The organism is Ruegeria sp. CJ9, assembly GCF_056536625.1.
Genome location: NZ_JBQFPY010000011.1, coordinates 84146 through 96888 on the forward strand (window position 1 = coordinate 84146; position 12743 = coordinate 96888).

Sequence of the window (12743 nt, forward strand, 5' to 3'; positions counted from 1 at the left end):
TCATGCCTGATTGATGGGTGCTGCTTAGTCCAGCCAACCCTTCAGATTGTCTTCGATCACCTTGCCCAATGCCGCGATGTGCGAATCATCATCGTTGAGGCAGGGGATATAGGTAAAGGTTTCACCGCCCGCCTCTTCGAAGCTTTCCTTGATTTCTTCGTTGATCTCTTCCAGCGTTTCGATGCAATCGGCGGAAAACGCCGGTGCGATCACGGCAATGTTTTTTTTGCCCTGCCGCGCCAGCTCGGCCACGTGGTCGACCGTATACGGCTTCAACCATTCCTCAGGCCCGAATCGCGATTGGAAGGTTGAAACAAGCTGATCGTCCGACCAATCCAGCCGTTCCTTGAGCAAGCGCGAGGTTTTTGCGCATTGGCAGTGATATGGATCCCCCTGCTGCAAATACCGTTCCGGCATCCCGTGATAGGAGCAAACCAATATATCCGGCTTGGACTCCATTGCGGCATAGGCCTGTTCCACCGACCCGGCCAGTGCGTCGATATAGGCGGGTTCATCGAAATAGGCAGGTACGGTGCGGGCGGCCGGTTGCCAGGCTTCATCCATCAGAGCGCGGAAGAACTGATCATTGGCGGTGGCCGTCGTCGCGCCCGCATATTGCGGATAAAGCGGGAAGAACAGGATGCGGTCGCAGCCCGCCGCCACCATTTCGCGCACTTTCGATTTGGTCGACGGGTTGCCGTAGCGCATGCAGAAATCGACCAGCACCTGATCGCCATAACGCGCCTGCATTGCGTTGCGCAGCTTAGCGGTCTGGTCCTTGGTGATCGTCATCAGCGGGCTTTCGCCCTTGTCGTGGTTCCAGATCGATTTGTACGCTTCGCCCGAGCTGAACGGGCGTTTGGTCAGGATGATTCCCTGCAGGATCGGTTGCCATTTCCATTTGGGATAGTCGATAACGCGCTGATCCGACAGAAACTCGTTCAGATACCGGCGCATCGGCCAATAGCTATAGTCGTCCGGTGTGCCAAGATTGGCCAGCAGGATGCCGACGCGGCCCATTTTGACCTTGGGGTGGTCCGCAGGGGCATGATCGGGGCGAGTGGCGTCAAACATTTCGAGCTTCCTGAGAGTTCTCTGTATCTGGCTGAGATAACCGGAAATCTCCGGTCGTCAATTGGACAGTTTGCCTTCTTTCGTTCCCAGCGCCTCGGCCAAGCGCGCCTGCGCTGATCCCGGACGCAATGGTTTTTGCTGGCTGTCATCGGGTGACCAGCCGGTCAGGCAAATCAATTCATAAGTGGACGACAAACGCCCCTGCGGTGTCGGGAAGTGATCGGCGTAAATCTGCTGCGCCCGGGCAAAGACCTGCCGCTGTGTGGCGTGTTTCATGCGTCCGGACAGGCTGTTGGTCTCTCCCATCGCGCGCAGATCATGCATCAGATGGGTCAAGTCGCGGTATTCCGCCGTCAGACGAGCGGTATCGGCGACCGGCAGCGCTAGCCCCGCGCGTTGTAGTAACCCGCCCAGATCGCGCAGCTCGGCCATCGGGGCGATACGGGGGCTGAGGCCACCTGTGACCTCGATCTCGGCCTGCCCAAGGGCGGCGCGTAACTCGTGCAGGGTTTCACCGCCGAGACACACCACCAGCAGCAAGCCGTCGGGCTGCAGGGCGCGGTGACATTGGATCAGCTGCCCCACCGGATCATTGGCCCAATGCAGCGCCATGGCGTGAATCACCAGATCATGCGCTCTGGGTGCTAGGTCCAGAACATCGTCATCCGAAACGATCTGTGCCTCCGGCAAAACGTCCTGCCAGATATGCGCAAACGGCGTCACAATCGCCGGGGCCGTAAAGGTTTTATTAACCATGGAGAGCCGATCCTGCACCTCATCCACCGCGGCGCGATGCAAAAACAGCGCCTCGTCCCGCGCGCGGGCACGGTGTCGGATCAGGGCTGGGCGGTCGAACAGAGAGGGTGCGTTGGACTCAGGCAGTTTCATAGGGCGCAACTACCGCATATGGCAGCGGATTCAAACCGCTGTCGAGTTGATCTATCCACCGCGATGTCTGGGATGTGGTGAATTGACCGAAGCGGATTTCGGCCTGTGCGGTGCTTGCTGGCGCGACACGCCTTTCATTGGCGGAGTGGTATGCGAAAGCTGCGGGGTGCCCTTGCCGGGCGAGGTGGATGGTCACCGGATCGAATGCGATGACTGCATGAAAACGGCCCGCCCCTGGCAGGATGGTCGGGCTGCGCTGATGTACGATGGCAAGGCGCGCGCCTTGATTCTGGCCTTGAAACACGGCGACAGACCTGAGCTGGCAAAGCCAGCAGCTAGGTGGATGGCGCAAGCCGGGCGGGATCTATTTCGCGACAACATGCTGATCGCGCCTGTACCCCTGCACTGGTCCCGTTTGATCAAGCGGCGGTACAATCAGTCGGCATTGCTAGCCCAGCATCTGGGGTGGGAAACGGGAATTGAGGTGTGCCCGGACCTGTTGCACCGACGGGCACGAACGCCAGTTCTGGACGGGAAAACCGCTGCTCAGCGGGCGGAAACCCTGGCCGGTGCGATCTCGGCGTATCCCAGGCAGGGGTCGCGCATTAAAGGACGGGATATCTTGCTGGTCGATGATGTCATGACCTCTGGTGCGACTCTGACAGCCTGTGCGCGTGCCTGCCATGCAGCGGGTGCAAATCATATTTTCGTGTTGGTACTGGCACGCGTTGCCAAGGATGCCTAATTCGCGGAAGATCACGCGAAACCCAAAGGGACGGAATATGAAACCGGTTGAAATCTACACCTCGCCGCTGTGCGGTTTTTGCCATGCGGCCAAACGACTGCTGAAACAGAAAGGCGTCGAATTCAAAGAGATCGACGTGCTGATGCACCCCAAGCGCAAGCCAGAGATGATCAAACGCGCAGGCGGCAAACGCACCGTGCCGCAGATTTTCGTCGGGACGCAGCATGTGGGCGGCTGCGATGATCTGTACGAACTGGACCGTCAGGGCAAGCTGGACCGTCTTTTGGCGGCCTGATGAAATCCGCGCTGCTGCAAATCACTTCGTCGGATAACCCGGCCGAAAATCTGGAAATGGTGCGCGCCATGGTGGCCGAGGCCGCAGGTCAGGGCGCGCGGTTCATTCTGACGCCCGAGGTGACGAACTGTGTGTCCACCAGCACAACCCGGCAGCGCGACGTTCTGCAGCATGAAGAAGACGACCAAACGCTGGCGGGCTTGCGAGATCAGGCCGCCGCGCTGGGCGTCTGGCTGCTGATCGGGTCTTTGGCCATCAAAACCCACGATGCCGATGGGCGTTTTGCCAACCGTTCCTTTTTGATAGACCCGCAAGGGCAGATCGTGGCGCGGTATGACAAGATTCACATGTTTGACGTGCAGGTCTCGGAATCTGAGACCTTCCGCGAATCCAAAAACTATCGCCCTGGCGATAAGGCGGTGCTGGCCAAAACCGATTTCGGCACGGTTGGTCTGAGCATCTGTTATGACATCCGTTTCCCACATCTCTATGCCGCTTTGGCGCAGGCGGGGGCGCAAATTCTGACCATTCCAGCAGCGTTTTCGCCGGTCACCGGCGCAGCCCATTGGGAATCACTGCTGCGCGCGCGGGCAATTGAAACCGGCTGTTGGGTGCTGGCCCCAGCACAGACCGGAGAGCATCCGAAAACCCGCGGCAGAACGCGCCAAACCTACGGTCACAGCATGGTTGTGGCCCCGTGGGGAGAGGTCGTTGTCGACGCAGGGGGCGATCCAGGCATTCACTTTTTCGATTTGGATGATAGTTCTGTGTCAGAGGCGCGCAGTCGGGTGCCCTCGTTGACTCACGTGCGGCCTTTCGACGGGCCCTGATCCAGAACCGGACCATGACTGACGAACATAATGCCCTAGCGGTCACGCTGTTCAGCGAGATCCTGACCGCCGATCAACTATTGCGCAACCGGCTGAGCCGGGTGCTGCCCAAGGGTATGGAAATCTCGCATTTCTCGGTGTTGAACCATCTGGTGTTTGTCGGAGATGAGCGCAGCCCCGCGCAGCTGGCCAATACGTTCCACGTGACCCGAGGGGCGATGACCAACACCTTGGCCAAGCTGGAGTGGGCCGGTTACATCCATATCCGCCCCGACTGGGACGACGCCCGCCGCAAGATGGTCGCGATCAGCCCCGCCGGTCGTCGTGCGCGCGATCAGGCAATTTCGTCGATTGCGCCGCTGATCAACCGCGTCGTTGGAGAGCTGGGGCTGGAGCGTGTCCGCAGCACGCTGCCGGTGCTGCGGGATTTGAGAATCCGACTCGAAGACGAGTGAGTCAGGCTTTCAAAGCGGGATGCAGGTTGGACGCCCGGAACTCGGTCACGCGAAATTTGGCAACCTTTTCTTGTGCGAACGGGTCATGTTCCAGATACTTCTCAGCCTCCTCCCGGCTGTCGGCGGTCATCACGATCAGACCGCCACTGCGTGGAACCTTTGGCCCGGACATCAGGAACCGGCCATCTTTATATGACGCGTGTACAAAATCCATATGCGAGTCGATTACGGGTTCCACCTGATTCATTGGTACAATGTATTCGATGTCTACGACGAACAGGCTGCAACCTTCGGGGATTACTGACATAAAAAGTCCTTACTCTGGGCGAATGCTGGCTGTGACGTAATTGACGCTCAGATCCCGGTCCGAGATCGACCAACTCCAAAGAATCGGGTTGAATACGAACCCCTTGCGGTCCACCGGCTCCAGCCCGGCTTGGCGCAGCAGGTCGAACAGCTCATCGGGGGTGATGAACTTGTTCCACTCATGCGTACCCCGCGGCAGCCAGCGCATGACGACCTCGGCCCCGACGATCGCCATAGCATACGATTTCGGGTTGCGGTTGATGGTGGAACAAATCTCCAACCCGCCGGGTTTCAGCAATTGCCGCGTTGCGGTCAGATAGGACAGCGGATCGGCCACGTGCTCGACCACTTCCATGTTCAGCACCACATCAAATCGCTCGCCCACCTCGGCCAACGCCTCGGCGGTGGTGTGGCGATAGTCGATGTCCAGCCCGGACTGTTCCGCGTGGATGCGCGCAACGGGCAGGTTGCCCTCGGCAGCATCAGCCCCAACGACCTCGGCCCCAAGGCGCGCCATCGGTTCGCTCAGCAGCCCTCCGCCGCAGCCGATATCCAGCAAACGCAGGCCCTGAAACGGGTTCGGCGCGGTCAAATCCCGGTCAAATTCGCCCGCGATCTGCTGTGTGATATAATCCAGACGGCACGGATTCATCATGTGCAGCGGTTTGAATTTCCCGTGAGGATCCCACCATTCTGCGGCCATCGCTTCGAATTTTGCGATCTCGGATGGATCCACAGTGTTCGGATGCGCTTGCATTCCTGTCTCCGTATGCTCTTTTACGTTTAAGGACTATATAGGGCCATAATGGACAAGTACCCGGACCAAAAGCGCGCAGTGCAATATCTGTACCCGCCGATCGACCCGTTCGATCAGCGAATGGTGGATATGGGCGAAGGGCATCGCATTTATATGGAACAATGCGGCAATCCAAAGGGGATACCGGTTGTGGTGCTGCATGGCGGGCCGGGCGGCGGCTGCAGCCCGGCGATGCGCCGTTATTTCGATCCCAGCGTCTATAGGGTGATTCTATTCGATCAGCGCGGCTGTGGCCGGTCGCGGCCCCATGCGTCGGTGACCGACAATACGACATGGCATCTGGTGGCCGATATCGAACGGTTGCGCACCCTACTGGATATCGAGGATTGGGCTGTGTTTGGCGGCAGTTGGGGCGCGACTCTGGCGCTGATCTATGCACAGGCGCACCCGGATCGCGTGAACCGTCTGGTGCTGCGCGGCGTGTTCCTGGCCACACAGGCCGAGCTTGATTGGTTCTATGGCGGCGGCGCAGGCAAGTTCTGGCCCGAGCAATGGGCGAAATTCACCGCTCTGTTGACCGAGGCTGAGCTGACCGACACGATCGCTGCTTATAACAAACGCCTGTTTTCGGGGGATCGGGCCACGGAAATCCTGTATGGGCGGGCCTGGTCCGCGTGGGAGAACGCGCTGGCTTCAATTCATGCCCAAGGCGGGACGGGGGAAAGCCCTGGCGAATATGCGCGGGCCTTTGCGCGGCTTGAGAATCACTATTTCATCAATAGCGCCTTCCTAGAGAAGGATGGTCAGATTCTGGACCAGATGGACAAGATCGCTCATATCCCCGGCCATATCGTGCAGGGTCGCTATGACATGATCTGCCCACCACAGGCCGCGTGGAATCTGGCCGAACGCTGGCCCAATGCCGAACTGAAGATGGTCCGCAACGCAGGCCACGCCCTGTCTGAACCCGGTATCAGCGCCGAGCTGGTCCGGATCATGGATCGCGTGGCCGAGGGGGTGGTATGACCCGGATTGACCGTCGTGCTCTGTTTGCCTCGGGTGCTGCCGCAGCTTTGCTGGCGGCCACGGGGGCGTCGCTGGCGGATACGCCTAAGGCCGGTGGTGCACTGCGGCTGGCTGTGCCACGCGATGACAGCTTGGAACAGGTGGCCCGTGGGGCGGTGTTTGATACTCTAACCGAAATTGCCCCAGATGGCACCTTGCGCGGTGAGCTTGCGACGGGTTGGCACACGGACGCGGATGCGCGGGTCTGGCAGTTCGATCTGCGCGAGGGTGTTACCTTTCACGATGGCGTGCCGCTGGACGTTGCGGATGTGATGGCAGTTCTGGGCAATGTTGGGCGGGTCGAAGCCGTATCGCCCAATCAGGTGCAGCTTGAACTGGCTGAGGCAAATCCGGGCCTGCCGTTCCTGCTGGCCGACAGCCGCTTTGTCATCACCCGCGACGGACAAGGCGTGACGCCTTTGCACGCGGCCAATGGTACCGGATGCTACCGCGTGGAACGCGCCGAGGATGATCGTCATTTCCTGGGCCGCAAGGTGGTCGGGCACTATAAGGACGGCAAGGCCGGGTGGGCCGAGACGTTCGAAATCATTGTCATCCCCGACGCCCGTGTCCGGGCCGAGGCGTTGCGCGACGGGTTCGTCGACGTGGCGGCGCTGCCCTCAGGCGGCGAGTTGAAAGGCCAGCGCGGGCTGCGTTTTCACCCAAGCGAATCGGATATGGCACTGGCCGTGGCCCCACATGTGGGCATGCCGCGCCAGATCGGGGCGGGCCGCGCACTGGACGATGGCCGCATCGCCGAACGGTGGTGGATGGCGTAAATCCGATCACGTGGTGCTCCGGGGGTTGCAGATTCGAGAAACCCTGCGTATATGCAGTTGCAACAGCGGCGTGTCGGGCTTCGGTCCGGGGCTCCACCGGAAATTTCGACGGGCCGCGCGCCCGTTTTTTTGTGCCCGTATGACAGGGTAGAGCACCTGATGACAAACGACCTGATAGCCAAAGCGGCGATTGATCGGCGGCTGGCCGAGATCATCACCCCCGTGATCGAAGATCTGGGGTATGAGCTGGTCCGCATCCGCCTGATGAGTGGCAAGACCACCACGATGCAAATCATGGCCGACAAGCCTGATGGCGGCATCGAAGTGGATGATTGCGCCGAAATCTCGAACGCGGTTAGCGCCACGCTGGATGTCGAAGATCCGATTCTTGACGCCTATACGCTTGAGGTTTCAAGCCCGGGCATTGATCGTCCTCTGACCCGTCTCAAGGATTTTGAGATGTTCGAGGGGTATGAGGCCAAGATCGAGACCGCCGAGCTGATCGATGGCCGCCGCCGGTTCAAGGGTGAGCTGGCTGGGATCGAGGGCGACGAGGTTCTGATCAACATCCCCGAAGGGTCCGAGACAATCACCATTGGTCTGCAATTCGACTGGCTAAGCGATGCCAAGTTGGTTTTGACCGATGACCTGATCAAGGAAATGTTGCGCCAGCGCAAGGACGCCGGTGCCCTGAACGAAAACGCTTTCGACGAGATTGAGACCGAAGGGTCCGAAGAGGAGACGAACTGATGGCAATCACCTCAGCCAACCAGCTGGAGCTGCTGCAGACCGCCGAGGCCGTGGCCCGCGAAAAGATGATCGACCCCGGTCTGGTTGTCGAAGCGATGGAAGAATCGCTCGCCCGTGCCGCCAAGAGCCGTTACGGCGCCGAGATGGATATCCGTGTCAGCATCGATCGCAAGACCGGCAAAGCGACATTCACCCGCGTTCGCACCGTGGTCGAGGATGAAGAGCTTGAGAATTATCAGGCCGAGATGACCGTCGAGCAGGCCAAGCAGTACATGGAAGCGCCCGAGGTCGGCGACGTCTTCGTCGAAGAGGTTCCCCCGGTTGAAATGGGCCGGATTGCTGCTCAGTCCGCCAAGCAGGTCATCCTGCAAAAGGTTCGCGAAGCTGAGCGCGACCGTCAGTACGAAGAATTCAAGGATCGTGCGGGTACCATCATCAACGGTGCGGTTAAGCGCGAAGAGTTTGGCAATGTCATCGTCGATCTGGGCGGTGCCGAAGCCGTTCTGCGCCGCAATGACAAGATCGGCCGCGAAAGCTATCGCCCGAATGACCGCGTGCGTGCCTATATCAAGGAAGTGCGCCGCGAGGTTCGTGGCCACCAGATCTTCCTGTCGCGCACTGCGCCGGAATTCATGGCCGAGCTGTTCAAGATGGAAGTGCCGGAGATCTATGACGGCATCATCGAGGTCAAGGCCGTGGCCCGTGACCCCGGCTCCCGCGCCAAGATTGCCGTGATTTCGTACGATGGGTCCATCGATCCTGTCGGTGCCTGCGTTGGTATGCGCGGTAGCCGCGTGCAGGCCGTTGTGAACGAGCTGCAGGGCGAAAAGATCGACATCATCCCGTGGAACGAAGACCAGCCGACCTTCCTGGTGAACGCGCTGCAGCCCGCCGAGGTTTCCAAGGTGGTTCTGGACGAAGAAGCCGGCAAGATCGAAGTTGTTGTGCCTGAGGAACAGCTGAGCCTCGCAATCGGTCGCCGCGGTCAGAACGTGCGTCTGGCCAGCCAGCTGACAAATCTGGATATCGACATCATGACCGAGGCCGAAGAATCGGCGCGCCGTCAGAAAGAGTTCGAAGCCCGCACGCAGCTGTTCATGGAAAGCCTCGATCTGGACGAATTCTTCGCGCAACTTCTGGTTTCGGAAGGCTTTACCAACCTCGAAGAGGTTGCCTATGTCGAGCTGGAAGAGCTGCTGGTCATTGACGGCGTCGACGAAGGCACTGCGCAGGAGCTGCAAACCCGCGCCCGTGAATTCCTGGAAGCCCAGGCCAAGGCAGCGCTGGACGCAGCCCGTGCCTTGGGTGCCGAGGACAGCCTTATTGAATTCGAAGGCCTGACACCCCAGATGGTGGAAGCGCTGGCAAAGGACGACGTAAAAACGCTTGAGGATTTTGCCACCTGCGCCGATTGGGAACTGGCCGGCGGCTGGACCACGGTCGATGGTGAGCGAATCAAGGATGACGGTGTGCTTGAGCCTTTCGGCGTTACGCTGGAAGAAGCACAGGATCTGGTCATGACCGCACGTATCATGCTGGGCTGGGTCGATCCCGCCGAGCTGGAACAAGCCGAAGAAGATGGCGAAGCAGTAGACGAGGAGGCCGAGGCCTGATCTCAGGCCTCGGGGTGCGCGCATGGGTCGCGGTGGCGTCCATAAGGATCGGTCCGAAGGACCTGAACGCAAGTGCATCGCCACGGGCGACATTCAACCTAAATATGGGTTGATACGCTTTGTGACGGGGCCGGACGGGCAGGTCTATCCGGATGTCGCGGCGAAATTGCCGGGTCGCGGAGTCTATGTGGCGGCGGATCGCGCTGCACTGGACAAGGCCGTTGGCAAGAAGCTGTTCGCCCGCGGGTTCAAAGCGCAAGTCAGCGTGCCACAGGATTTGACCGATGAGGTCGAAAAACAGGTTTCGCGCCGGGTGATCGAGCTGTTGAGCCTGGCGCGCAAGTCCGGTGACGCGGTCGCTGGGTACGAAAAGGTCAAGACATGGCTGGACCGGGAAGAGGCACAAGTGCTGATTCAGGCCAGCGATGGATCGGGGCGCGGCAAGTCGAAACTCAGCACGCCGCACTTTGGAAAATACATCGGTTGGCTGACCGCAGACGAGTTAGGACAGGCATTTGGGCGCCAAACCGTGATTCATGCGGCCATGGCCTCTGGTGGACTCGCCAAACGTGTTGTAGAGGAAGCGCAGCGCCTGCGTGGCTTGCGCGAAACGGATGACGGCGGCAGGGGCCGCGCGGAAGGGTAAAAAGCTTTATGAGCGAGAATGACGGCAAAAAGACATTGGGTCTTCGTGGTGGGGCACGCCCCGGAAATGTGAAACAGAGTTTCAGCCACGGACGCACCAAGAATGTCGTGGTGGAAACCAAACGCAAGCGCGTGGTGGTTCCCAAGCCGGGCGCCGGCAAACCGGGTGGCGGAGCAACGCCGTCGGGTGATCCGTCGCGTCGCCCTGCAGGTATCTCTGACGCGGAAATGGCGCGCCGGATGAAGGCACTGCAGGCCGCCAAGGCCCGCGAAGTCGAAGAGGCCGCAGCGCGTGAAGCCGCCGAAAAGGCGCGCGAGGAAGAACGCGCCCGTCGTCGTGCCGAGCAAGAAGCAAAAGAACGCGAACAGCGCGAAGCTGAAGAGCGCGCCCGCGCCAAGGCCGAAGAGGAAGAGCGCAAGCGCAAAGAGGCCGCAGAATCCGCCAAACGTGCCGCTGCTGCCCCAGCTGCCGAAGAACCCAAAGCGGCGCGCGCACCGGCCAGCAAACCAGCCCCGGCCGCCACCCCGCGCAAGCAGGACCGTGAACGCGAACAGCGCGGTCGCGGCAAGGGCCGTGATGACAATCGTCGTTCCGGCAAGCTGACACTGGGTCAGGCCACCGGTGGCGAAGGTAGCCGTCAGCGCTCGATGGCGTCGATGAAGCGCAAGCAGGAGCGAGCGCGTCAGAAAGCCATGGGCGGCCCGGTCGAGCGGGAAAAGGTAATCCGCGACGTGCAACTGCCCGAGGCGATCACAGTGTCCGAGCTGGCCAACCGCATGGCCGAGCGTGTGGCTGATGTGGTCAAATCGCTGATGAACATGGGCATGATGGTCACGCAGAACCAAACCATCGACGCCGATACCGCCGAGCTGATCATCGAAGAGTTTGGTCACAAGGTCACGCGTGTTTCCGATTCGGATGTCGAAGACGTCATCAAAGAGGTCGAAGACAGCGAAGAAGATCTGCAGCCGCGTCCGCCGGTCATCACCATCATGGGTCACGTCGACCACGGTAAGACCTCGTTGCTGGATGCGATTCGAGATGCGCGCGTTGTTGCCGGTGAGGCTGGAGGCATCACCCAGCATATCGGTGCCTATCAGGTGAAAACCGATGGCGGCACTACGCTGACCTTCCTGGATACGCCGGGCCACGCGGCCTTTACCTCGATGCGTTCGCGCGGGGCTCAGGTCACGGATATCGTGGTGCTGGTTGTGGCTGCTGACGACGCGGTGATGCCGCAGACGATCGAAGCGATCAATCACGCCAAAGCGGCCGAAGTGCCGATGATCGTGGCGATCAACAAGGTCGACAAGCCGGATGCAAACCCGGACAAAGTGCGCACCGATCTGTTGCAACACGAAGTGATCGTTGAGAAAATGTCGGGTGAGGTTCAGGACGTCGAAGTGTCCGCCATCACCGGTCAGGGCCTTGATGAATTGCTGGAAGCCATCGCGCTGCAGGCCGAGATTCTGGAGCTGAAAGCCAACCCCGACCGCGCCGCCCAAGGTGCTGTGATCGAGGCGCAGCTGGATGTGGGCCGTGGCCCCGTGGCCACCGTTCTGGTTCAGAACGGCACGCTGCGCCAGGGCGATATTTTCGTTGTGGGTGAGCAATACGGTAAGGTCCGCGCGCTGATCAACGACAAGGGCGATCGCGTCAAAGAAGCTGGCCCCTCGGTCCCGGTCGAGGTTCTGGGTTTGAACGGCACGCCCGAGGCCGGTGACGTTCTGAACGTGACCGAGACCGAAGCACAGGCCCGTGAGATTGCCGCCTATCGTGAACAGGCCGCCAAGGACAAACGCGCCGCCGCTGGTGCCGCGACCACCCTTGAGCAGCTGATGCAGAAGGCCAAGGAAGACGAAAACGTCACCGAGCTGCCGATTCTGATGAAAGCGGACGTACAAGGTTCGGCCGAGGCCATCGTTCAGGCGATGGAAAAGATCGGCAACGAAGAAGTGCGTGTGCGCGTTCTGCACTCGGGCGTTGGCGCGATTACCGAAACCGATGTCGGCCTGGCCGAAGCGTCGGGTGCGCCGATCTTTGGGTTCAACGTGCGTGCCAATGCGTCGGCACGGAACACCGCGAACCAGAAAGGCGTGGAAATCCGCTACTACTCGGTGATCTACGATCTGGTCGACGACGTGAAAGCCGCCGCTTCGGGCCTGCTGAGCGCCGAGATCCGCGAAAAGTTCATCGGTTACGCCGAGATCCGCGAAGTCTTCAAGGTTACCGGTGTTGGCAAGGTCGCTGGCTGTCTAGTCACCGAAGGTGTGGCGCGTCGTTCCGCAGGCGTCCGTCTGCTGCGCGACAACGTGGTGATCCACGAAGGCACGCTGAAGACGCTGAAACGCTTCAAGGACGAAGTGTCCGAGGTTCAGTCGGGTCAAGAATGCGGTATGGCGTTCGAGAACTACGACGATATCCGCGCAGGTGACGTGATCGAAATCTTCGAACGCGAAGAGGTCACCCGGACGCTGGATTGATCCTGCTTTGTATGGGAAATGAAAACAGCGGCTCAATTGGGCCGCTGTTTTTTGTGA

14 protein-coding genes are annotated in these 12743 nt (G+C 60.2%); 10 read left to right on the forward strand and 4 right to left on the reverse strand.

From position 1 onward, the window contains the following. Positions 1 to 24: 24 nt before the first annotated feature. Complete coding sequence (gene hemH, locus ACR0AJ_RS18900; RefSeq protein ID WP_480741609.1) at positions 25 to 1074, reverse strand: ferrochelatase; 1050 nt, start codon at positions 1072 to 1074, stop codon at positions 25 to 27. Positions 1075 to 1131: 57 nt separating this feature from the next. Beyond that, the gene (locus ACR0AJ_RS18905) at positions 1132 to 1962 is read right to left on the reverse strand and encodes a methyltransferase domain-containing protein (RefSeq protein WP_254440280.1); all 831 of its coding nucleotides are present in this window, start codon (positions 1960 to 1962) and stop codon (positions 1132 to 1134) included. On the opposite strand from ACR0AJ_RS18905, the gene ACR0AJ_RS18910 reads away from it, so the two are divergent. Genes ACR0AJ_RS18910 through ACR0AJ_RS18925 form a run of 4 tightly spaced genes read left to right on the forward strand, consistent with a single transcriptional unit; the run spans position 1943 to position 4287 of the window. Further along, positions 1943 to 2707 (forward strand): double zinc ribbon domain-containing protein, encoded by a 765-nt coding sequence (locus ACR0AJ_RS18910; RefSeq protein WP_480663510.1) that lies wholly within the window; start codon positions 1943 to 1945, stop codon positions 2705 to 2707. The two genes, ACR0AJ_RS18905 and ACR0AJ_RS18910, sit on opposite strands and share 20 nt — an antisense overlap. Before the next feature lie 37 nt (positions 2708 to 2744). After that, positions 2745 to 3002, forward strand: coding sequence for a glutaredoxin 3 (gene grxC, locus ACR0AJ_RS18915; protein ID WP_170351906.1), 258 nt, complete (start codon positions 2745 to 2747; stop codon positions 3000 to 3002). Further along, complete coding sequence (locus ACR0AJ_RS18920) at positions 3002 to 3832, forward strand: carbon-nitrogen hydrolase family protein (RefSeq protein WP_480741610.1); 831 nt, start codon at positions 3002 to 3004, stop codon at positions 3830 to 3832. Before grxC ends, ACR0AJ_RS18920 begins: the two co-directional genes overlap by 1 nt. 14 nt (positions 3833 to 3846) lie before the next feature. Then, positions 3847 to 4287, forward strand: a complete 441-nt coding sequence (locus tag ACR0AJ_RS18925; RefSeq protein WP_170351908.1) for a MarR family winged helix-turn-helix transcriptional regulator — start codon at positions 3847 to 3849, stop codon at positions 4285 to 4287. A gap of 1 nt (position 4288) precedes the next feature. Here the strand turns inward: ACR0AJ_RS18925 and ACR0AJ_RS18930 are convergent, their stop codons facing one another. After that, positions 4289 to 4594 (reverse strand): YciI family protein, encoded by a 306-nt coding sequence (locus ACR0AJ_RS18930; RefSeq protein WP_170361897.1) that lies wholly within the window; start codon positions 4592 to 4594, stop codon positions 4289 to 4291. A 9-nt stretch (positions 4595 to 4603) separates the two neighbouring features. Then, on the reverse strand, positions 4604 to 5350 hold the full coding sequence (gene ubiG, locus ACR0AJ_RS18935; RefSeq protein WP_480741612.1) for a bifunctional 2-polyprenyl-6-hydroxyphenol methylase/3-demethylubiquinol 3-O-methyltransferase UbiG: 747 nt from the start codon (positions 5348 to 5350) through the stop codon (positions 4604 to 4606). A 48-nt stretch (positions 5351 to 5398) separates the two neighbouring features. Between ubiG and pip the strand changes: the two genes are divergently transcribed. From pip to infB, 6 genes are all read left to right on the forward strand, one after another. Beyond that, on the forward strand, positions 5399 to 6376 hold the full coding sequence (gene pip, locus ACR0AJ_RS18940; protein WP_170351911.1) for a prolyl aminopeptidase: 978 nt from the start codon (positions 5399 to 5401) through the stop codon (positions 6374 to 6376). Beyond that, positions 6373 to 7194, forward strand: coding sequence for an ABC transporter substrate-binding protein (locus tag ACR0AJ_RS18945; RefSeq protein ID WP_170351912.1), 822 nt, complete (start codon positions 6373 to 6375; stop codon positions 7192 to 7194). The genes pip and ACR0AJ_RS18945 overlap by 4 nt, the downstream gene beginning before the upstream one ends. 159 nt (positions 7195 to 7353) lie before the next feature. Continuing rightward, positions 7354 to 7944: a ribosome maturation factor RimP gene (gene rimP / locus ACR0AJ_RS18950; RefSeq protein WP_170351913.1), complete on the forward strand. Its 591-nt coding sequence runs from the start codon at positions 7354 to 7356 to the stop codon at positions 7942 to 7944. After that, complete coding sequence (nusA, locus tag ACR0AJ_RS18955) at positions 7944 to 9557, forward strand: transcription termination factor NusA (RefSeq protein ID WP_170351914.1); 1614 nt, start codon at positions 7944 to 7946, stop codon at positions 9555 to 9557. The genes rimP and nusA overlap by 1 nt, the downstream gene beginning before the upstream one ends. A 22-nt stretch (positions 9558 to 9579) precedes the next feature. Next, positions 9580 to 10203, forward strand: coding sequence for an RNA-binding protein (locus ACR0AJ_RS18960; RefSeq protein WP_170351915.1), 624 nt, complete (start codon positions 9580 to 9582; stop codon positions 10201 to 10203). Positions 10204 to 10211: 8 nt separating this feature from the next. Further along, a complete protein-coding gene (infB, locus tag ACR0AJ_RS18965; protein ID WP_170379264.1) occupies positions 10212 to 12686 on the forward strand; it encodes a translation initiation factor IF-2 in 2475 nt (824 codons plus the stop codon). The last annotated feature ends 57 nt before the right edge of the window (positions 12687 to 12743 follow it).